The sequence below is a fragment of the Hymenobacter pini genome (assembly GCF_020421205.1).
Classification (GTDB): Bacteria; Bacteroidota; Bacteroidia; order Cytophagales; family Hymenobacteraceae; genus Hymenobacter; species Hymenobacter pini.
Genome location: NZ_JAIZZH010000002.1, coordinates 996,970 through 1,017,111, shown reverse-complemented (window position 1 = coordinate 1,017,111; position 20,142 = coordinate 996,970). Strand labels below are relative to the sequence as shown.

Sequence of the window (20,142 nt, the reverse complement as noted above, 5' to 3'; positions counted from 1 at the left end):
TTTAACGTAACGGACAAAGCGGTGGTTATGTACCAAATACGGGCATCGGCCAGCAAGCTACTGGGCGGCACAGTTAAGCGGCCTTCGGGTGCAGGTAGCTTTCCAGAGAGGCAATGGTGGCTACCGGCGCATTCAGGTGGGGGTAGTGGCCGGTGGTGTTGAGGATGTGCAAGGTGCTGTACGGCAGGTGGGCATGGAGGTAACGGCCCACTTCCGGGGGCGCTACGGAATCCTGGGCGCACTGCACCACCAGCGCCGGTACCAGCAGCTGTGGCAGTACGGCCCGGTAATCGGAGAGGAAGGTGGCACGGGCAAACTGCCGGGCAATAGCCGGGTCGACGCGGCTAAAGCTGTTCAGTACCTCGTTCACGAGGTCGGCGCGCATATCACCGCCTACCAGGTTCGGTACCATAGCGTCCGTCCAGGCCCGGTAATCATGTTCGAGGAAGCTGAGCTGCTCCTCCATTTCCAGCTCGTCAAAGCCCCCGGGGTAGTCGCCGTCGTTGATGTAGCATGGCGAGGCGGCCAGCAGCACCAGCCGCCCAAATAACTCCGGGGCCCGAATAGCGGCCAGCACGCCAATCATACCGCTTACCGAATGGCCCACGTACACCACTGGCGGTAGCTGCAGCGCCCGCAACAGGTTCACCAGATCATCGGCGTATCCATCGAGGGTCTGGTAGCGGGCGAAATCATACGCGGCCCTATCGGAGTGGCCGGCCCCCATCAAATCAAACAGGATAATCTGGTGACGGCTGGCAAAAGCCGGGGCCACGTACTGCCACACGCGTTGGTCGGTGCCGAACCCGTGAGCAAATACCAGTGGGCTGGCCCCTGAACCATAGCAGGATACATGATGGCGGTGAAGAATACTCATAGCAGACACCATGGCAGCAGGTAAAGCAGTGAAACTACACCCCGTAGCAATTATGCGGCCTATTTGCAATGATGCGTTGTAGGGGCTGTAAAAGGCAACCTGCACCATGGGTTTTCTCAAAATAGTTCTGCTTTTCCCGGAATGAAGCAGAGGCGGATGCAGTGCGCAGGGCTTTGGAGCGGGGTCAAGCTCAAGGGTAGTGCAAAAGGGTAGCCAACTGAAAGGGCAGCAGTTCACGCAGAATTTGCTGGTTCATTAGCTTGCAGAAAAAAAATGCCCGCAACCAGCTCTGCTGGTACGCCGGGCGGCTATTTCCAACTCGCTAAATTCCCATTGACCTAATGAAAACCTGCTTGTTGCTCCTGATCTGCGTGGTGCTTAGCGGCACAGCGCAGGCCCAATCGGGCCCCGTGAAAGTAGAAGTAAAGCAAACCGGCGGGCGCTACCAGCTACTGCGCGCCGGCAAGCCCTACTTCATTAAAGGAGCGGGCGGTGGCCAGTTCCCCGAGCGCATCAAAGCCTACGGCGGCAACTCCATCCGTACCTGGAGCACCGATGGCGCTGATAAAACCCTCGCGGAGGCCCGCAAAAATGGCCTGACGGTGATGCTGGGCCTGGATGTAGCCCGGGAGCGGCACGGCTTCAACTACGACGACCCCCAGGCCGTGGCCACCCAGCTCCAGAAAATCCGCGCGGAGGTACTCAAGTATAAGGATGACCCGGCTGTGCTGTTCTGGGGCATCGGCAACGAGCTGAATCTGGAGTATAAGAACCCCAAGGTGTGGGACGCCGTGGAGCATATTGCCCGCATGATTCATGAGGTAGACCCCAACCACCCTACCAGCACCGTGCTGGCTGGCTGCAACCCGCCGGAAGTGGCCTTCATCAAGCAGCGGTGCTCCTCGGTGGATATTCTCAGCATTAATACCTACGCCGGGTTGGCGGCCATTCCGCAGCAGGTGCGCACTGCCGGCTGGGCCGGGCCCTACGTGGTGGCCGAATGGGGCCCCACCGGCCACTGGGAAAGCCCCGTAACGCCCTGGAAAGCCTCGGTAGAGGAAACCAGCAGCCAGAAAGCCGCTGTGTACCAGAGCCGCTACGAGGCCTCCGTGCAGAAAGACACTACCCAATGCCTGGGCACGTACGTGTTTTTGTGGGGTCAGAAACAGGAGCGCACGCCCACTTGGTACGGCATCTTCACCGAGGATGGTAAGGAGTCGGAAGTGGTGGATGTGATGCAGTACCTGTGGAGCGGTAAGTGGCCCGCCAACCGTGCCCCGCATCTGGCCGGCTTCACCCTGGATGGTAAAAAAGCCACCGACAACGTGTACCTGCTGCCCGGTCAGCGCTACCCCGTGGCCGCCGCCGTATCGGACCCCGACAAGGACCAACTGACCTACCGCTACGAACTGTTACCCGAAAGCACTGACCTGAAAAGCGGCGGCGACCGGGAAAGCCGACCCGCCGCCATTCCGGGCCGCCTGCCCGCCAAAGCCGGGGCCAGCACTACCCTCACCGCTCCCACCAAAGAAGGAGCCTACCGCCTGTTTGTGTACACCTACGATGGGCACGATAACGTGGCCGTAGCGAACATCCCGTTCTACGTGCGCGGCAAGTAGGCTAGCAACAACAATCCTATTCGTCATTCTGAGCGCAGCCGAGGAATCTCGCGTGCGGACGTTGTGGGAGTAATCCTGACATCAGCACGGGAGATTCCTCGGCTGCGCTCGGAATGACAGATGAGAACGGTCGTTACCGCAGGTCGAAGATGCCCACGGCGTCCATGTCGGTGTATTCCAGGTTTTCGCCGGCCATACCCCAGATGAAGGCGTAGGCCGAGGTGCCGCAACCCGTGTGGATAGACCACGGCGGCGACAGGATGGCCTGCTCGTTGCTCACCCACAGGGGGCGGGTTTCGTTGGGCTGACCCATTAGGTGCAGCACGCGCTGGTTTTCGGGCAGGTTGAAGTAGAGGTAGGCCTCCATACGCCGGGTGTGCGTGTGCGAGGGCATGGTGTTCCACACCGAGCCTGACTTGAGCTGCGTAAGGCCCATCACCAGTTGGCAGCTGGCAATGCCTTCGTTATAGATGTACTTGTAGATGGTGCGTTGGTTGGCAGTTTCTAGGGTGCCCATTTCTACCGGCGTGGCCTCGGCCTGGGTGCGGCGGGTGGTGGGGTATTCCTTGTGCGCCGGCGCCGACAGCAAATAGTACTTCGCGCCCTCGCCGCTGAACCGCACGTCCTTTGAGCCGCGGCCTACGTACAGGCAATCCTGCGGGCCCAGCTCGTAGGTGTAACCATCCACGGTTACCTGGCCTGCGCTACCGATGTTGAGAATGCCCAGCTCGCGCCGCTCCAGAAAGAAGTTGGCCTTCAGCTCCTCGGGATTGGGCAGGGCCACGGGAGCACCGACGGGCACCACACCGCCCACAATCATCCGGTCGTAGTGCGTGTATACCAAGGTGATTTCACCGGCCACGAACAGCTGCTCAATCAAAAAATGCTCCCGCAGCTCGGCGGTCTGCATGCCGGCGGTTTCGCGCGGACTCACGGCAAAGCGTTGTTCCATATAATACAATGAGTAAATGCGTGATTGAGTGGATGAGGGATTGTGTAGAATGTGCGAGGCCTCTTAGGCACTTCACCTATCCACTCAATCACTCATTCACATTTATCTGCCCATCCAGCCGCCGTCCACGGTCAGGATGGTGCCGTGCACGTAGCTGCCGGCCTCGGAGGCCAGGAATACGGTGGGGCCTTTGAAGTCGGCGGGGGTGCCCCAGCGGCCGGCCGGAATGCGGCCCAGGATGCTCTGGCTCCGGTCGGGGTCCTGGCGGAGGGCCTCGGTGTTGTCGGTGGCAATGTAGCCGGGGGCAATGGCATTCACGTTTACGCCGCGGCCGGCCCACTCGTTGGCCAGGGCTTTCACCACCGAGCCAATAGCGCCCTTGCTGGCCGCGTAGCCCGGCACGTTGATGCCGCCCTGAAACGTGAGCAGGGAGGCCGTAAAGATGATTTTGCCGCTGCCCTGCTGCACCATGCGCCCGCCAATGGCCCGGGCCACGCGGAAGGGGGCATCCAGATTGATACGCAATACCTCATCCCACAACTCGTCGGCGTGCTCGGCGGCGGGGGCCCGTTTGATGGTACCGGCATTGTTTACCAGAATGTCAATCTGGGGAAAGTCGGCCATTACCTGCGCCACGAAAGCATCGGTAGCGGCGCGCTGGCTGAAATCACACTGGTAGGCGGTAAACTTGCGGCCCAGAGCCTGGACTTGCTGCTCAGTTTCGGAGCCCTGCAACGGCATGGAGGCTGATACGCCGATGATGTCGGCCCCGGCTTCGGCCAAGCCCAGCGCCATGCCCTGGCCAATGCCCTTGTTACAGCCCGTTACCAGGGCAATTTTTCCAGTCAGGTCAAACAGTGAAGTCACGGGTCAGCGGGGGGTGAAGGTGGGAAATGCACCCGCACAGCCATGACGGCAAGCGGGGTTGGTCGGGCAAGTTGGTACATTCTCGCCAGCAACACAATCGATTGAGTAGCTAATTCGCAATTTTCATTGCTCATTTCATCCGGCCCCGCCACCGGGAACGTTGCCGCTCCAAATCGACCACGCGAGAGGAGGGAGGCCCGTAGTAAATAGCTCAGCATGCCCGTTACTCAGCCACTTGTAAAGTGCCTGGCCCGAAAACAACCGCGCCGGGGCCACTCAACACAAGCTGAGTAACCCCGGCGCGGGCTGATGGGTGTTGCTTTGGTCTAGCGCTTGGGGGTAGCCCGGATGCTGGACACCACCGTGTCGCTGAGTGGCGACACGGCGGGGCCGAAGTAGTTGAGCAGGCGGCCATCTTCGCCCACCAAGTACTTCGAGAAATTCCAGTCGGGGGCCTGGTTGTTCCAGCCGTTGCGGCGGGCATCGGTCAGCCACTGGTACACCGGGTTTTGCTGGGGCTGCTTCACCACCACGCTCTTCTTCATCAAGGGAAACGACACGCCGAAATTCACCTGACAAAACTGGCTGATGGTGTGGTCGTCGGCTTGTTCCTGCTCCCGGAAGTCGTTGGCTGGGAAGCCCAGCACCACCAGCTCCTGCGGAAACTGCTCGGCCAGCTGCTGCAGCTCCTCGTACTGGTTGGTGTAGCCGCAGTTGGAGGCCGTATTCACCAGTAGCACCTTCTTGCCCTGCAATTGATTGAAGGGAAGCTCCTGGCCGGTGTTGAGCTGGCTGGCCAAGTTGTAGAACGGAACAGGGGCAGCCTTGGGGGCAGGGCTGCTGAGTACCTTGCCCCGGCTGCCGCCCTTGGTCAAGCGCATGATGAGCGGATAGAGGGACTTCAGCAGCTTCTGGCGAAACGTGGACATGGGTAACGGGAGTTAAGCAAACGGGTAGTTGATACGGGCAAGTACCAACGCCGGGGCGAAGTTGTTTTAGCCTATTGTGAAGGAGTGGCTCAGGCCACCGTGCGCCCTTTCGACAAGCTACAGGCTTTCCAACAGTTCATCGAAGGTACGCAGCAACTCAGTGCGAGTGTCCTCGGGCTCGGCTTCCAGGCGCTGCTCAAACACTTCCCGCGCCGTAAAATCGTGGAGGCTACGGGTGAGCGGGGCTTCGGCATCTTCCTCGGCGGCTCCCAGCGCCCGAAGCGCAATAAGGCGGAAGTGGCGGCGGGCCAGCACTTCTAACTGGTGGCGGTCCAGTTCCGCAATTACCTTTAGCAGGGCTTCCGCTACTTCCAACTGGGTCAGCTCGGAGTGAACCTGCACATCGGCCCAGGCTGGCAGAGAGAAGCCGGTGTTATCGTAGGCAGTCAGGGCTTGCGTCACCTCATCCAGGGTGCCATGGAAGCGCACCAGCCGCCGCACGCCCGGCACGGGCAGGCTACTGATTTCCCGCAACTGCCCTTCGGCAAAGTTCAGCACCAGCACTTCTTTTGGGTGGTCGATTTCGGAGAAGGACAGGGCAATGGGCGAGCCGCTGTAGCGGATATGCTCCCGGCCGCCCACGCGCTGGGGACGGTGCAGGTGGCCCAGGGCCACGTAGTCGAACACAGCCGGAAAGTGGTCGGCGGTGACCTGGCCCAGGTTGCCCACGTGAATGGTGCGCTCCGAGTCGGAGGGGGCGGCCCCGGCGGCGTAGAGGTGGCCGGTAGCCAGCACGGGCAGGCCCAGGTCCTTTAGCTGCCACACCTGCTCCACCTCGGCCACGCGGGCATAGTGGTCGGCAATGCCCTGCTTGATGCGGGCCTCACGCTCCTCGGCCGTTTCGCCGGGCACGGATAGGCGTACGTCCCGGTCGCGCAGGAAGGGCACGGCGCACACCACCAGCCCCGGCCGGCCCTGGGCATTGTCCAGCACCAGCACCTGCTCCTCAAAGCACTCCGGCACGCAGCCTACCACGTGCACCCGCAGGTGGCGCAGCAGTCGGGCCGGGGCGTTCAGGGTGGCCGGGGAGTCGTGGTTGCCGCCCACAATCACCACGTCGCGGCAGCCGGTGGTGCGCAGATTTAGCAGGAAGCTGTAGTACAGCTCCAGGGCTTGGTTGGAGGGTGAGCCGGTATCAAAGACGTCGCCGGCCACTATCAGCACTTCCACCTGCTGCTCACGCACGGTTTGTACCAGCCAGTCCAGAAAGTGGCGGTGTTCCTCGGTTCGCTCGTGGCCCTGAATAAACCGCTGGCCCAGGTGCCAGTCGGCGGTGTGTAGTACGCGCATCACCACGAAGATACAACCGAGCCGGGGCAAACCGGAAATTCGGCGAGCTTAGGGGAGGCTACTGCTGCCAGATAGTACGTTTATACTCAGCGTTGGCAAACGGCTCGCCATTAACGGTAGTATTGCCCCCAAAACCTCCCAGAAAGCCCAGTTTCTGGCAGTTTTCACTGATTACCGTGGCGCTACCGTCGGCAATGCAACTGCCGTAGTCTAATACATATACCGTCTGGTTCTGAAACCAGTACTCCTTCACACTGGCTCCGATGGTGTTAGCGTCGGTCTTGCAGGGAGCTTGTTGAGCCAGTTCTTCTACTTTGGTCCGCACACAGGTAGGTGTGTCTTTCGCAACGTCAACTTCGTCGCAGGCGGTAAGGCCGGCCGTCACCAGTAGCAAGGAGTAAATAGTTCGTTTCATAGCGTAGAGGTAAGTAAAAACCAAAAAGACCAGAACCCACTACGGGCTCTGGTCTTAGTAGGAGCGGGCGTACCCCCGAAAGGTTGCACCGCTTTGGTGGGATAATTTATGCGTGCGCCGACTGAGGCTGGAACGTAGAAATGGCCTCGCCCAAATCGTACACCGGCACCTCGGCGGGCACGGCCGCCTGCACAATACTGGCTCCAGCCGCCGAGCGGTAGCCGCCCGCGCAGTGAATCAGCACGGGTTTGTCGGTCGGAATTTCCTGCACCCGCTCGCGCAGCTCCGGCAATGGAATCACCAGGGCATTCTCGAAAACGGGCTGCCGGGCCTCGGCGTGGTTGCGGATATCCACGATGGTAAAATCCTGGGGCTGGTGGCGTACGTGCTCCACATCTACAGTGGGGGAGGTAGCCGTTAGGTCTTTGGGCGTGAGCATGGCCCCTTTGATGTTGCCCTCGTAACCAATTTTGGCCGCTTTCCGAATCACCGTATCCAGGGCAATCTGCGAGTCGGCAATGAGGTAGAACGGCTCCGTGGGGCCCACTACCGAGCCCAGCCAGGTTTCAAACTTGCCCCCGTCCATGAGGTTAATGGCTCCGGGCAAATGCCCTTGACGGAACTGGGCCGCGGGCCGGGTATCAATAACTACCACGCCGGAAGCCAGAGCCGTGCCGGGTTGCAAGCGGGGTACGGCCCGCACGCTGTCCTCAAAAGGCAAGGCGCCTTGCTTGTTCAGCACTACATCGTGGCCGAAATACTTGGGCATGAAGGGCTGGTCTTCCAGCAGCACCCGCACAAACTCGTCTTCCGACATGGGCTGCAGGGCATAGTTGGTTTTCACCTCCTTGCCAATGGTGCTGTCGAGGTCGGGGGAGGTGGTTTTGCCGCAGAGGGAGCCGGGGCCGTGGGCCGGGTACACTTTGGTGGTAGCCGGCAGGGTCATCAGCTTCTGGCGGGTGCTTTGGTAGAGCTGAGCGGCCAAGGCTTCGCGGCTGTGGCCACCTACAATATCGGCCTCACGCAGGTCGGGCCGGCCCACGTCACCCACAAACAGAGTGTCGCCGGTGAATACCGCCCGGGTCTGGCCCAGCTCATCCATGAGCAGGATGCTGATGGAGTCGGGCGAGTGACCGGGGGTGTTGAGGGCGTGGAGCTCCACGGTTCCCAGGCTGATGCGCTGGCCGTCGTCGAAGGGTTGGTGGGGGTAGCTGGCCTTCACCAGCTTGCTCACGTAGATGGTGGCACCGGTTTCCTGGGCAATTTCCAGGTGGCTGCTCACAAAATCGGCGTGGGGGTGGGTTTCGATAACCGCTACAATTTGCGCGTCGTGCTCGTCGGCGAAGTCGTAGTACTGCTGCGGGTCGCGGGCCGGGTCGATGATGGCCACTTGGCGGCCGCTGCGGATGGCGTAGCTCGCGTGGGCCAAGCCTTTGTCGTAAAACTGCTGAATTTGTACCGAGCCGGTACTACTGGGCAGAGGGCTCATGGGGTGAAGGATGTGGTGAATGCCTTCCGGCCCTGGTTAACCTGGGCGCGGGCGCATAGTTTTCAAATATAGGCAAGATGCCGATGAGGCAAGCCGGGCAGCGGCCGAAAAGAAAATATCTGGCCGGGCGCGCAGCCACAAAATCAGTTGCTACCGATCTGCAGGTCAACTCACACTATGCCGGGGTTGCGCCGGGCAAGCCAAAAACAGTTGTATATGACTACGCTTGGCGAGGCGGACAAGCATCTTTTCGCCGGGAGCAGAGTCTGTGAGGTGGAGCCGCTGATCAGCCAGAAAGCCGGACCATGGAACATAACGTCCGTGAAAACCAGCTTTGTGAAGTTGCGCAGCCTGCGGCAATCAGCCAAAACGCCTATATTCGGGCCACGTAGCTGCTTGCAGGCGGCTTTTATTGCCAATTTTTCAATTCACATCTCACCTTTTCCTCTTTTCTCTCAACAACCTGTATGGCAAATATTTTCGCCAAAAAACCGCTGGCCGTACTGCTCGGTGAAGCCAACGCCTCAGGCGAAGGCGCGCTGAAGCGTACGCTGGGAGCGGCTAGCCTCGTCGCGCTGGGCGTGGGCGCCATTATTGGGGCCGGCCTGTTTGTGCGCACGGCTGCGGCCGCCGCGCAGGCCTCCGGGCCGGGCGTTACGCTAGCCTTCATTGTTGCGGCCATTGGCTGCGCCTTTGCCGGCCTGTGCTACGCCGAGTTTGCCGCCATGATTCCGATTGCCGGCTCGGCCTACACCTACGCCTACACCACCATGGGCGAATTTGTGGCCTGGGTTATCGGCTGGGCCCTGATTATGGAGTATGCCCTGGGCGCGGCCACCGTGTCCATTGCCTGGAGCGAGTACCTGAACAAGCTCCTGGAGGCGCTGCATATGGCGCCCATATCCTACGAGCTGAGCCACTCGCCCTTCGAAAGCGCCACGATTGATGGGGTGCTGCACACCGGTACCATCAACCTGCCGGCCCTGTTCATCATTGTAATCCTGAGCCTGCTGCTCATCAAAGGTACCCAGGAGTCGGCTACGCTGAACTCCTTCCTGGTAGTGCTGAAGGTGGCGGTGGTACTGGTATTCATTGCCGTGGGCTGGAAGTTCATCAACCCGGCCAACCATACGCCCTACCTGATTCCGGAAAATGCTCCGCCCGTGACGGATGCCGCCGGTAAAGTGGTGCGCGAGTACACCCAGTGGAACAAGCACGGTATGGGTGGTATCCTCGGGGGCGCGGCCATCGTGTTCTTCGCTTTCATCGGCTTTGATGCCGTTTCGACGGCTGCTCAGGAAGCCAAGAACCCCAAGCGCGACATGCCCATCGGTATCCTCGGTTCCCTGGCCGTGTGCACCGTACTCTATATCCTGTTCGGCCACGTGCTGACGGGCGTTGCCAACTGGCGCGAGTTTGCCGACCCCGCTAAGGGCGGCGAGGCTTCGGTGGCCTACGCTATTAAGGAGCACATGCCCGGTTTCGAATGGCTGAGCACGGCTGTTACCGGGGCTATCCTGTTCGGTTTCACCTCCGTAATTCTGGTGATGTTGATGGGCCAGAGCCGGGTGTTCTTCTCTATGGCCAAAGATGGCCTGATGCCCAAGGCTTTCTCGGAGCTGCACCCCAAGTTCCATACGCCCTACAAGTCGAACCTGATGCTGATGCTGTTCGTGGGCGCATTTGCCGCCTTTGTACCCGGTTCGTTGGCCGGCGACCTGACCTCATTCGGTACCCTGCTGGCCTTCGTGCTGGTATCTATCGGCGTTTGGATCATGCGTCGCTCCAACCCTGAGCAGCCACGTCCGTTCCGCTCGCCGCTGTCGACGGCCTCGTTCCCGCTGGTACCCTTCCTGGGCGCCATCATTTGCTTGGCCATGATTGCCGCTTTGGATGGTACCACACTGAAACTGGCCCTGGGTTGGATGTTGCTGGGCTTCGTGGTGTACTTCATCTACGGCCGCAACAACTCCAAGCTGCAGCAAGGCATTGTAGTGGTGCCCACCGAGCTGGAGGAGCAGGCCTTCATTGAGCCTGACCACAAAAACGCCTAAATCAATATAAGGCTACCTAATCAGAAAGCCCCGCCGATATATCGGCGGGGCTTTTTTGTGGCCGCGGTAAAAGCTGGTTGTGCGGCGTATCGAAACCTCCTAGTTTTAGAGGCTGAACCATCCTGGCCCTTTATGCTTCGACTTCTACTGGCTCTATGTTGCTGGAGTGTGGTGCAGGTGGCGGTAGCGTCCTCCAGCACCCGGGTAGATAGCCTGGAGCGGCTACTGGCCCGGTCAAAACCGGATACGGCTCGGGTAAACCTGCTGGTGCAGCTGGCCTGGGAGCGTACCGACGAAAGCCCCTTGCGAGGCGTGGCGTGCGGGCAGCAGGGGTTGCGGCTGGCCCGGCAGCTTCATTTCCGGGCCGGGGAGTGCCGCCTGCTGCTGATGCTGGGCTGGGCCTTTATGCGCACCGGCAACTATGCTACGGCCATCCAAACCCAGGTGAAAGCCCGGCGGCTGGCCGAGTCCCTGCACTATGCCGGGGGGCTGATTCACGCCGACAATGCGGTGGGGTACGCGCATCTGGAGCAGCGCAACCCCTTGCTGGCCCTGCGCTATTTCCGACGAGCTGTGCGCAATGCCCGCCGCTACCATGATATTGTGCTGCTGACTCCGATTCTGGGTAACATTGGGCGGGCCTACCTGGAGCTGAATCAGCCAGATTCTGCCTGGGCCTACACCTGGCGCGGCTACCAACTGGACGTGCAGCAGCGCGACCGGCACAGCGAAATCGGGGATTTATCCATCCTCGGCGACATTGCCGCGCAACAGGGGCGGGCCAATACGGCACAGTTCTACTACCGCAGGGCAATCAGCCGGGCCGTTGGTATGCCGGTGTCGTACGCCCTGAGCCGCTCATACCTGGGGCTGGCCCGGTTGATGCGCAGGCAGCAGCCCGCCGTTGCGTTGCGCTACGCCCGCCAGGCACTGGCTGCGGGCCTGGCTGGGCGGTATGCCAAGGGAGCATTTGAGGCCAGCGACTACTTGGCCGATTTGTACGCCGACGGCGGCAATAGCGCCGAAGCCTACCGTTACCTCCGGGCCGCCGCTGCCACCCGCGACAGTATGTTCAGCCAGTCGCGCATGGCGCAGGTGCAGGCCCTGAGTTTTAGCGAAGAGCTGCACCAGCAGGAGTTGGCCGAGGAAGGTGAGCAGGCCGCCGCCCGTCGGTGGCAGATTGTGCTGATGGTGGCGCTGGCCGGGGCAGTGGCCGCGGGCGTGGTGGGGTATCTGCTGATCAGCCGCCGGCACCTGCGGCGGGAGGTGGAGTTTGTGCAGGAGCGCCAGCGCATGGAGCGGCTGCATTCCAAAGCAATCCTGGACGCCGAGCAGAACGAGCGGCGTCGGGTAGGGGCCGACCTGCACGATAGTGTGGGCCAGCTACTCAGCGCTACCAAAATTACGCTGGGCGCCCTGCGGCACCGGCTCCAACTCACCGATGCCAGCCAGGAGGAGCTATTCGGAAGCTCGCTGCATATGCTGGACGAGGCCGTGCGGGAAGTACGCAGCATCTCCCACAATCTGGTGCCTACCACATTTACCAAGCACGGGCTGGTGCAGGCCGTGCGCAGCCTGCTAGACCGGCTGGCGCTGGAGCCCCACAAACTGCACGTGGAGCTCCGCGTGAGCAACTTAGCAGATCATCAGCTGGACTCCACGCTGGAGAATATTGTGTTCCGGATTTTGCAGGAGCTGATTCATAACGTAACCAAGCATGCCCGGGCTACCAAGCTACGCGTGCAGCTGGTGTGCCAGGCCCAGCAATTAACCGTCACGCTCGAAGACAACGGTATCGGGTTCGACCCAGCCCGGCAGAAGGAGAACACCGGCATCGGGTTACGCAATGTGGAAAGCCGGGTAGCCTACCTGCACGGTACCCTTACCATTCATTCCGGCAGCGGCGAGGGCACCACTACTACCCTGAATATTCCGCTGCGGGCGGGCTCTACCCAGGTTTCCGCGTAGCTTTGCCCCACTGCCTGGACCCACTCAGCCAGGAAGCGCGCTGCTATATCCGATTTCTATATATTTCATATCGAAGATAAAAGCCGTGCCACTCACCCTGAGCCATACCGGGCCGCAGTACCGCCGTTCCATCTGCTTTTCCCCCGCCCCATGACACACCATCTAGCTGAGCACGAGATTATTACGGTACTGCTGGTCGATGATCATCCGGTGATTGTGGAGGGAATCAAAACGATGCTACGCCCGGAAACTGATTTGCGGGTGGTACTACAGGCACACAGCGGGGCCGATGCGCTGCGGCTGCTGGCCCAGCACCCGGAAGTGCGCGTGGCCGTGCTCGACCTAAATATGCCCGAAATGAGTGGGGTAGAGCTGGCCCGCGCAATTCGCACCACGTGGCCTGCTGTTAAGGTGCTAATATTGAGCATGTTTCATGATCATGCCACGGTGGCCGAGGTGCTGGAAGCGGGCGGCTCCGGGTATATTCTGAAAACGGCAAGTCGGGCGGAGCTCAGTGAAGCCATTCGGCAGGTGGCCGCCGGGCAAAATTATTTCAGCCAGGATGTAGCCCACACGCTGCTGCAAAACCTGCAGATTCCGGCGGCTCTGCAGGCCAACAGGCCGGTGGAACTTACGGCCCGGGAGCAGGAAATTCTGCAGCTGATTGCCCGGGAATATTCCAACCAAGCTATAGCCGAGGAACTGTTCATCAGTGAGCGGACTGTAGAAACGCACCGCCGCAACCTATTTACCAAAACCAATTCCAAGTCGGTAGTGGGCCTGATCCAGTATGCGCTGCGCCATAAGCTGATTGAGTAGCGCAAGAAAAGCGGCCTTTTAAAAGCATAGTTTGCTAAATAGCCCGGCCAGTATTGGCCGGGCTTTAGGCATTTCAGAAGGTCAAAATTCGGGTCCGGTAAAATTCAATAAAGCAGATATTACCCTACGTTGGCTGCGGCGGTAGTTTCGGCGTGGCTGGGAGATTAATTAATAGGGATTACTGCGGTGATGTGAATGTGTTGATGATAACGCTTTGGTAATGTGGGTTTTGATCGTAAAGAGGCCTGGTATAAGGTAATAGAGGCCTAAAAATTGACAGACTGGTAGGACAAGGCGGTGAAGGTAGATATCCGTGCTAGTACGGAGACAAAAATCAGGGCTGACACTGATTTACTTGTATAGGTGAAAAAATATACCTTAGCATCGTTCAATCAAATGAAAATATATTTATATTAGATCTGCTGATTTGTTCGTCTTGCCTCAGAAAGCTCTTTTCGAATTGTTCACCTTCTTCACCTGCAGCCCGTGTCTAAACGTCTAACTCCTAACGCAAAGCAGACCATGCCATCAAAGATTCTCTCCTTTATCTGCCACGTTCCCGGCATGGCTCCCGGTGCTTACCCCGCCGTACCTACCACCACCAGCAACCACACCCCCAAAACCACCGAGCGCAAAGCCGAAGCAAAATCGGCGGGCGGACACTTCACCGCCATTTATGAGAATGACCGGTTTGTACGCTTCAAGTACATCAACAACAACTAGGGGCATTCCTGACGCTTCCGCGCAGCACCGGCTGGCGGCCGCATCCGTGCGGAAGTAGCGGACTCCAACTCCTCAGTATACCAGCAGGCGCTGCGCTTTCGTTAGGAAAGGCAGCGCCTGTTGCGTGGTGGGCAGTACAGCCCGGCATTTCGGCTAACTTGCGCCCCGGTCCATCCGTTTTGTGTGCATGATTGATTTGCAGGTTCGCGCTTCGGCGCTGTGGGTAGCGCTTTGTTGTATGCTGGTGGCGCTGCCTGGGCATGCCCAAACTACCTTCGCTCCCGATGAAAATGCCTGGTATGGCATCATTGCCCGGAGCAGTGGCCGCTCCCTCGACGTGACGAATGCCTCGGCGGAAGCCGGTGCGCCCACAGTGCAGTGGGAATTCACGCACGCCAACAGCCAGCAGTGGCGCTTTGTGCCAGCAGCCAAAGGCAGCGACTTTTACCGGATTGAGGCCCGGCACAGCGGAAAATGCCTCACCCTGGAAAAGCCCGACGATAACGCCGCCATTGTGCAGCGGCCCTGGACGGGAAGCTTCTACCAGCAATGGAAGCTGGTGCCCTCGGGCCCGTTGGGTAGCTTCATGCTAATTAGCCGCGGCAACGACAAATGTGCTTCGCTGGCCGCGGCCGATAAGTTTAACAGTACACCCGTGGTGGGGCAGCGCGTGCAAAACCGCTCCACCCAGCAATGGAAGCTGTTTAAACTACACCTGAACGTAGACCCGAACCAACCAGGCTTTGGCCGTCCGGAGCCTCTGCTGAGCCTGAATACCACTACCGGCAACGAGCTGCAGCCGGTGCTCACGCCCGACGGCAGTACGCTGTATTTCACCCGAACCCGCTACCAGGGCAATAAGGAGGGCGTAACCGAATCGGGCGACATCTGGATGAGCACCTCGGCTAACAACGGCCGTACCTGGGCCCCGGCCACCCGCCTCGATGTGCTGAACACGACCCAAAACAACGGCGTGATGGCCGTGGTGCGTGATGGTAAGCAGCTGCTGGTGCGCGGCGACTACCAGCGCGACGGCACATTCCGGGACGAGGGCGCGAGCTTCGCGGAGCGTGATGGCACCAGCAAGAAAAACCTGCCGCAGGCCCTAGAAATTGCCAACTATTATTCGGCCGGGCCGGCTACCTCGTTTTTCATGACGCCTGATGCCCAGATTCTGCTGCTGAGCCTGGAACGGGGCGATTCGCAGGGCGCTAACGACCTGTACGTGAGCCGTCCCACCGCTGATGGTGGCTGGACGGAGCCTTTTAATCTGGGCGGCGTGGTGAACTCGCCGGGCTTTGAGTTTGCGCCCTGGCTGGCTGCCGATGGCAAAACCCTTTATTTCAGTTCCTACGGCCACGCTGGCTACGGCAGCGCCGATATTTTTGTGACCACCCGGCTGGATGACTCTTGGACCCGCTGGACGGAGCCGCGCAACTTGGGCGCCCCGCTCAACGGCCCCGGGTTCGATGCCTACCTAAGCCTAACCGCTGATGAAAAGCAGGCCTACTATGCCTCCTCGAGCACGGCCAACGGCCCCGCCGATTTGTTTCGGACGGCCACCGGGGTAATGCCCGTGGCCGATTCGGTGCAGCCAGCTCCAGTAGCGGCCACGCCGCCCGCGGTAGCTGCCCGTACGTTGCTGTCGGGCCGAACGATTGATGCCAAAACTCGTCAGCCGTTGGCCACGGAAGTAAAAGCCGTGCGCCTGGATGCCAACATCATCTTCAACGCCACTGCCCGCACCGATGTGGCAGGGGGCAATTACCAGCTTTCTTTACCGGCCGGCCGCTACCGGTTGCAAGCCACTCGGGTGGGCTACCTCACCGCTACCGATACCATTACCATCACCGGCTCGCGCAGCCTGGAGCTGGCCCTGGTGCCGGCCGCCGTGGGCTCCAGCCTGGAGCTGCCCACCCTGATTTTTGCCCAGGGTAAATACACACTGTTGCCCGCTTCCTACACAGAACTGAACCGCTTGGCTCGCACGCTGCAGGATAACCCTACCGTAAACATCCGGCTAGAAGGCCACACGGACAACCAGGGCCGCGCCGACCTGAACGTGAAACTCTCCGAAGACCGGGTGGCAGAAGTGAAACGGTACCTGGTAACCCGGGGCGTGGCCGCAACCCGCATCAGCACCGTGGGCTATGGCGGCAGCAAGCCCCGCGCCAGCAACGAGCGGGAAGAAACCCGCAAGCTCAACCGCCGCGTAGAATTCACCATTGTGAAGTAGCGCAAAGCGGAGCTTCGCGCATGAGCGGAGCGAGTTCCTACGCGAATGGTGCAATATGGGGGTACTCACCCGCGGCTTGTGCGCGAAGCGGAACTGCGCGCTACTGTCGTACAGCTCATTACAGCAACTGTTTAAGTTCTATGTACTATGCAGGCTCTGGTTCGTCGGGAAGTTGTGCTGCCTAATTTGCCCTCCGCCTCGGGGGTGGAAATAGTAGGTGAAACCGCCTACATCATCGGCGACGATGCCCCGTTTCTGTACCAGCTCAACGCCGCTACCTTGGCGGCCGGGGCCCGTACCACGCTGTTTGAAACCGCCCATTTCAGCACTGGGCGCATCCCGAAGGATATCAAACAGGACCTGGAATGCCTCACGGCTCTAACGGTGCCCGGTGGCGCAACTGGCCTGCTGGTGCTGGGCTCCGGGGCCACCGCCGCCCGGGAGCAGGGGTTTTGGGTGCCTTTGCAGGCGGGTAAGGTGGAGGCAGTATTTCCAGTGAGCCTCAGCGGACTGTACGCCGCCCTGCGGGAGCTATTGCCCGGCGATATCACGCTCAACCTGGAGGCCGCCGCGGCCACCCCCAATGAGCTACTGCTGTTTCAGCGTACGGTAGGAGTGAGCACCGGCAATTTGCTGTTCCGGATGCCGCTAGGGGCTATTTGGGCATACCTGCAGCGCCAAACCACGCAATTTCCTGCCATCAGCAAGCAGTTGTTTGAGTTGCCAACGGTGGAAGGCAAGCCGGCCGGTTTCTCGGGTGCGAGCTGGCAGAACGGCCGGCTACTAGTTACGGCTTCGGTAGAGGATACCGTTGACGCCGTGCAGGACGGAGCAGTACTGGGCTCGTTTGTAGGAGAGCTGGCGCTACTGCCCCCGAGCGAAACCCGGGTGTTGCCCTTGAAACTGGCCCCGCTCCGCTGGCCCGACGGCCGGCCCTACCGCAGCAAAGTAGAAGGCGTGGCCGTATTCCGGCAGCTGCAGGCCAATCAAGTGGAGCTTTTACTGGTAACCGACGATGATGCCGGCGGCTCAACCGCCGTAGTAGTAGAGCTGAGCTTGTAGCGCCCACTAATACTACCGAAGAAGGCCGCAGCAAAGGAATTTAAGTGACGGACTGACTGTTTTCGAGGGGCTTCTGCAGGGGAGGCTTTTCAAACGCATCAGTCTGTTTATGATACTGTTCAACACCCGTTTTCTATACCCGGTAAGTGCCGTGAAGCTGCAGGAGCAGCAGGGTATTCTGCCCGCCGAGTTTTTGCCTACTATCGAGTTGCTGCGGCCCTTTCTGGAGCAGGAAAAGGCCTATGGCGAAGTGTGCGCTACCACCGTTACCTCGGTGCGGGGCCGGCAGGTTACGGTGTTTTACCGCAAGTCCTACTCGCCGGAGCAGGGCTTCGTCGTCGAAATTCTGGACGCGCAGGTGGCTACGGCGGCGGCCCGGGCTGCATAGCCGCCCGGGATTATTGTGTTTAGGAGTTGCGCCGCCAGATGAAGCCGTCCAGCACGTAATGGGTAGCCTGGGGCAAGGCCAGCAGCGGTACCAGCCATATCAACAGGGCAGGCGAGGCCACGGCTGGCAGTTGCTGAAACCACCCGAATACGAGGGCGTGCTCCCGCCACACCAGCCCGTCCCAGAGGCCCTCTTCCAAGAACGCCAACCCAACCACCACCGCCACAAACAGGCCCAGGCCGTAACGCCCGTGCCACCAGGGGCGGGGAGCCGTAGTGTTGGGGCGGCTACTAGTCCAGATCAGGGCCAGATACGGAATGCCGTGGGCAACTACGTTCAGCAGCGTAAAAGCCAGGTCGCCGTTGAGCAGCACGATGCCCACGTACCACGATGCGGCCGTGCCCAGCAGCAGCAGATTGCGGGGAAGGTTGAAATGTCTAGTTTGCTGCCAGTATCGGCACTCTTTCCACACGTACGCGAGTAGCAGCAGGCAGTACGCCCCGGTTAGGAGCTGGCGGCCCAGCGGCCAGTTGTACTGCACAAAATCACCGGTTACGAACCACGAAAAGTTGCGGGGCCTGGAGAGGTGCCACCACAGCAGCGGGTACAGCGTAGCGCTGTAGATAAGGAGCGTATCAAGCTGCTTACTGTAACTGGAAGTGGCGTCCGTACGGCTGTAAAGGCGCAAAAATCCGTATTGCTGCCGGATAAAGTGGAAAACTGCCGCGTAGGCCAGCACCCGCCAAAACCAAAGCCCTCCGGCCCAGTGCAGGGCCACGCCCAGCAGGTAGCACCCCAGTGGCACTGCCCACAGCAGCGTGCGTAGCTGCCGCCGCCGCTGGCCATCAAAGTAGGTGCGAAACAGGGTGCTGTACACGTGGGCCACATCAATGAGCACTACCAGCGCTACCCACGCCCACACGGGCATGCGGGCCGTGGTGCGAAACTCCGCGGGCAATCCGGCCACCACCAGCAAAGCCACAAAAGGCGGAGCCAGAATCCAAAACCCATCAAACCCAGCCGAGCGAATCCAAGGCTGGCGGAAGCGGGTGGCCGTGGGCGAAGGTGCAAGACGGGGCATATGGGAAGGGCAGCATGTGGCCCCCGAAAATACAACCCTACGGCTGGGTTGCAGCGGGAGGAGGCGTATAATCCACGGGCATAAATTCCCCCATCTTCTCAAACCCCCAGTAGCCTTCCGTTAGCAGGGCCAGCGGGTTGCGGGGCTGACCATTGGCTTGCAGCTCCACCCGCGGCTCCAGTAAATTCAATACCGATACCTGAGTGCTGAGCCCGGCGGGCAGGGGCTGCTCGGCAGAGGCATTCCGGGCGGTGTAGGCCACGTACGCCGGGTCGGCGGGCTCCCGATCAAAGGTCACCTGCAGTTGGTCGGGAAAGCGCAGGGCGATGGCACCGGTAGGGAGCATTTCCCGGAACTGAGTGGTGGGCAGCGGCTGGGTGAACAAGTACGTGAACTGTCGGGGCACTTTTATCAAGTGACTAAGCGAATCATCGAACTCACGCGGGTTGAGGGGGCGTAGCGTTGCGGCCTGGGCCCGCATCAGGGCCAGCAGACTGTCGGCGCGGGGGCGGGCGGGATTATCCACGCGCCGTAGCCGCCGCACCTGAAATCCGGCCTCCGCCACCTGGTTTTCCAGTACGCTACGCAGAAAATGGGTGAGTGAACCGGTGTACGCCTGCTGACGGTTAGCCGCCCAGCGCCGCTGCTCTTTTTGGGAGCGGGCCTTCAGCAGCTCAAACACCGGATAGCCGTAGAACGACATCCACTGCTCCCGGAAATTCAGGCGAAAATCGAGGCCGTAGTACTTGATGCGGTAGCCCAGGGCCCGGTTTTCCACCGTCAGAAAGTCGGAGCAAGTAGCTATCAGTTCGTTACGCTCCTGGTCGTAATCCACGCGCACCGCGTTGGGGTTTCGGATGCGGCACTGCTGCGAAAATGTGGTGCTACCCAGGAAGGTGCTGGCAAATTTCTGGTAGTCATTGGGGTTATTCTGGTGGGGCCGAATGACCACCTCCCGCAGCGCATTGGCCGTGGGAGGCAGCCGAAACATCAGCTCTTGCGGCTGAGCGGCCACCGTCACCACCTGCTGGCGCAGTTGATAGCCCAGGTAGGAGGCCACTACCTCGTACGTACCAGCCGGCACCCGGGGAAAGGTAAACCGCCCGGCATCATCGGTAGTTACGCCCAGCGTGGTATTGGCCAGAAACACGGTACCAAATGGCAGCGGCTGCCGCGTCACGGAATCGAGCACCACGCCACTCAGGCGGGCCTGCCCCAGGGCCGGGCTAAGCTGCCCCAGCCACAGCACGCCCCAGAGTAAAACGGCGCGTAGCAATTGGGAGCGAACAACGGAGGAAGACAATTGCATGCTG

The 20,142-nt window shown here is 60.4% G+C and carries 17 protein-coding genes; 8 read left to right on the top strand and 9 right to left on the bottom strand.

The features are described from left to right. Window positions 1-73: 73 nt before the first annotated feature. A complete protein-coding gene (locus LF252_RS10985; protein WP_226269628.1) occupies window positions 74-877 on the bottom strand; it encodes an alpha/beta fold hydrolase in 804 nt (267 codons plus the stop codon). A gap of 341 nt (window positions 878-1,218) precedes the next feature. On the opposite strand from LF252_RS10985, the gene LF252_RS10980 reads away from it, so the two are divergent. After that, window positions 1,219-2,496 (top strand): glycoside hydrolase family 2 TIM barrel-domain containing protein, encoded by a 1,278-nt coding sequence (locus LF252_RS10980; protein ID WP_226269627.1) that lies wholly within the window; start codon window positions 1,219-1,221, stop codon window positions 2,494-2,496. A 133-nt stretch (window positions 2,497-2,629) separates the two neighbouring features. On the opposite strand, the gene kduI is transcribed toward LF252_RS10980, so the two are convergent. The 6 genes from kduI to LF252_RS10950 all read right to left on the bottom strand — a co-directional run bounded on the left by kduI (window position 2,630) and on the right by LF252_RS10950 (window position 8,498). After that, window positions 2,630-3,448, bottom strand: coding sequence for a 5-dehydro-4-deoxy-D-glucuronate isomerase (kduI, locus tag LF252_RS10975; RefSeq protein WP_226269626.1), 819 nt, complete (start codon window positions 3,446-3,448; stop codon window positions 2,630-2,632). Window positions 3,449-3,550: 102 nt separating this feature from the next. Next, entirely contained in the window at window positions 3,551-4,315 is a 765-nt protein-coding gene (gene kduD / locus LF252_RS10970; RefSeq protein ID WP_226269625.1) for a 2-dehydro-3-deoxy-D-gluconate 5-dehydrogenase KduD, read from the bottom strand. A 326-nt stretch (window positions 4,316-4,641) separates the two neighbouring features. Then, the gene (locus LF252_RS10965; RefSeq protein ID WP_226269624.1) at window positions 4,642-5,244 is read right to left on the bottom strand and encodes a glutathione peroxidase; all 603 of its coding nucleotides are present in this window, start codon (window positions 5,242-5,244) and stop codon (window positions 4,642-4,644) included. Between the two features lie 117 nt (window positions 5,245-5,361). Further along, window positions 5,362-6,594 (bottom strand): exonuclease subunit SbcD, encoded by a 1,233-nt coding sequence (gene sbcD, locus LF252_RS10960; protein WP_226269623.1) that lies wholly within the window; start codon window positions 6,592-6,594, stop codon window positions 5,362-5,364. Window positions 6,595-6,652: 58 nt separating this feature from the next. Continuing rightward, window positions 6,653-7,009 carry a DUF6970 domain-containing protein gene (locus LF252_RS10955; protein ID WP_226269622.1) on the bottom strand — a complete coding sequence of 119 codons (357 nt, stop codon included), beginning with the start codon at window positions 7,007-7,009 and terminating at the stop codon, window positions 6,653-6,655. A gap of 106 nt (window positions 7,010-7,115) precedes the next feature. Continuing rightward, window positions 7,116-8,498: an MBL fold metallo-hydrolase gene (locus LF252_RS10950; RefSeq protein WP_226269621.1), complete on the bottom strand. Its 1,383-nt coding sequence runs from the start codon at window positions 8,496-8,498 to the stop codon at window positions 7,116-7,118. A 467-nt stretch (window positions 8,499-8,965) separates the two neighbouring features. Between LF252_RS10950 and LF252_RS10945 the strand changes: the two genes are divergently transcribed. The 7 genes from LF252_RS10945 to LF252_RS10915 all read left to right on the top strand — a co-directional run bounded on the left by LF252_RS10945 (window position 8,966) and on the right by LF252_RS10915 (window position 17,748). Continuing rightward, window positions 8,966-10,552, top strand: coding sequence for an amino acid permease (locus LF252_RS10945; RefSeq protein WP_226269620.1), 1,587 nt, complete (start codon window positions 8,966-8,968; stop codon window positions 10,550-10,552). Between the two features lie 132 nt (window positions 10,553-10,684). Further along, a complete protein-coding gene (locus tag LF252_RS10940) occupies window positions 10,685-12,520 on the top strand; it encodes a sensor histidine kinase (RefSeq protein WP_226269619.1) in 1,836 nt (611 codons plus the stop codon). Window positions 12,521-12,670: 150 nt separating this feature from the next. Next, entirely contained in the window at window positions 12,671-13,339 is a 669-nt protein-coding gene (locus LF252_RS10935) for a response regulator (RefSeq protein ID WP_226269618.1), read from the top strand. 522 nt (window positions 13,340-13,861) lie between these two features. Then, the gene (locus LF252_RS10930; protein ID WP_226269617.1) at window positions 13,862-14,062 is read left to right on the top strand and encodes a hypothetical protein; all 201 of its coding nucleotides are present in this window, start codon (window positions 13,862-13,864) and stop codon (window positions 14,060-14,062) included. Window positions 14,063-14,249: 187 nt separating this feature from the next. Continuing rightward, entirely contained in the window at window positions 14,250-16,298 is a 2,049-nt protein-coding gene (locus LF252_RS10925) for an RICIN domain-containing protein (RefSeq protein WP_226269616.1), read from the top strand. 147 nt (window positions 16,299-16,445) lie between these two features. Beyond that, a complete protein-coding gene (locus LF252_RS10920) occupies window positions 16,446-17,360 on the top strand; it encodes a DUF6929 family protein (RefSeq protein ID WP_226269615.1) in 915 nt (304 codons plus the stop codon). A gap of 109 nt (window positions 17,361-17,469) precedes the next feature. Next, window positions 17,470-17,748, top strand: a complete 279-nt coding sequence (locus LF252_RS10915) for a hypothetical protein (protein WP_226269614.1) — start codon at window positions 17,470-17,472, stop codon at window positions 17,746-17,748. Between the two features lie 19 nt (window positions 17,749-17,767). Here LF252_RS10915 and LF252_RS10910 read toward each other — a convergent pair whose 3' ends face one another. Next, window positions 17,768-18,829: a hypothetical protein gene (locus tag LF252_RS10910; RefSeq protein ID WP_226269613.1), complete on the bottom strand. Its 1,062-nt coding sequence runs from the start codon at window positions 18,827-18,829 to the stop codon at window positions 17,768-17,770. Window positions 18,830-18,866: 37 nt separating this feature from the next. Next, a complete protein-coding gene (locus tag LF252_RS10905) occupies window positions 18,867-20,138 on the bottom strand; it encodes a carboxypeptidase-like regulatory domain-containing protein (protein WP_226269612.1) in 1,272 nt (423 codons plus the stop codon). Window positions 20,139-20,142: the final 4 nt, after the last annotated feature.

Coding starts and splice junctions, on each gene's coding strand:
- LF252_RS10985 (WP_226269628.1), bottom strand. CDS start 877: ATGAGTATTCTTCACCGCCATCATGTATCCTGCTATGGTTCAGGGGCC.
- LF252_RS10980 (WP_226269627.1), top strand. CDS start 1,219: ATGAAAACCTGCTTGTTGCTCCTGATCTGCGTGGTGCTTAGCGGCACA.
- kduI (WP_226269626.1), bottom strand. CDS start 3,448: ATGGAACAACGCTTTGCCGTGAGTCCGCGCGAAACCGCCGGCATGCAG.
- LF252_RS10965 (WP_226269624.1), bottom strand. CDS start 5,244: ATGTCCACGTTTCGCCAGAAGCTGCTGAAGTCCCTCTATCCGCTCATC.
- sbcD (WP_226269623.1), bottom strand. CDS start 6,594: ATGCGCGTACTACACACCGCCGACTGGCACCTGGGCCAGCGGTTTATT.
- LF252_RS10955 (WP_226269622.1), bottom strand. CDS start 7,009: ATGAAACGAACTATTTACTCCTTGCTACTGGTGACGGCCGGCCTTACC.
- LF252_RS10950 (WP_226269621.1), bottom strand. CDS start 8,498: ATGAGCCCTCTGCCCAGTAGTACCGGCTCGGTACAAATTCAGCAGTTT.
- LF252_RS10945 (WP_226269620.1), top strand. CDS start 8,966: ATGGCAAATATTTTCGCCAAAAAACCGCTGGCCGTACTGCTCGGTGAA.
- LF252_RS10940 (WP_226269619.1), top strand. CDS start 10,685: ATGCTTCGACTTCTACTGGCTCTATGTTGCTGGAGTGTGGTGCAGGTG.
- LF252_RS10935 (WP_226269618.1), top strand. CDS start 12,671: ATGACACACCATCTAGCTGAGCACGAGATTATTACGGTACTGCTGGTC.
- LF252_RS10930 (WP_226269617.1), top strand. CDS start 13,862: ATGCCATCAAAGATTCTCTCCTTTATCTGCCACGTTCCCGGCATGGCT.
- LF252_RS10925 (WP_226269616.1), top strand. CDS start 14,250: ATGATTGATTTGCAGGTTCGCGCTTCGGCGCTGTGGGTAGCGCTTTGT.
- LF252_RS10920 (WP_226269615.1), top strand. CDS start 16,446: ATGCAGGCTCTGGTTCGTCGGGAAGTTGTGCTGCCTAATTTGCCCTCC.
- LF252_RS10915 (WP_226269614.1), top strand. CDS start 17,470: ATGATACTGTTCAACACCCGTTTTCTATACCCGGTAAGTGCCGTGAAG.
- LF252_RS10910 (WP_226269613.1), bottom strand. CDS start 18,829: ATGCCCCGTCTTGCACCTTCGCCCACGGCCACCCGCTTCCGCCAGCCT.
- LF252_RS10905 (WP_226269612.1), bottom strand. CDS start 20,138: ATGCAATTGTCTTCCTCCGTTGTTCGCTCCCAATTGCTACGCGCCGTT.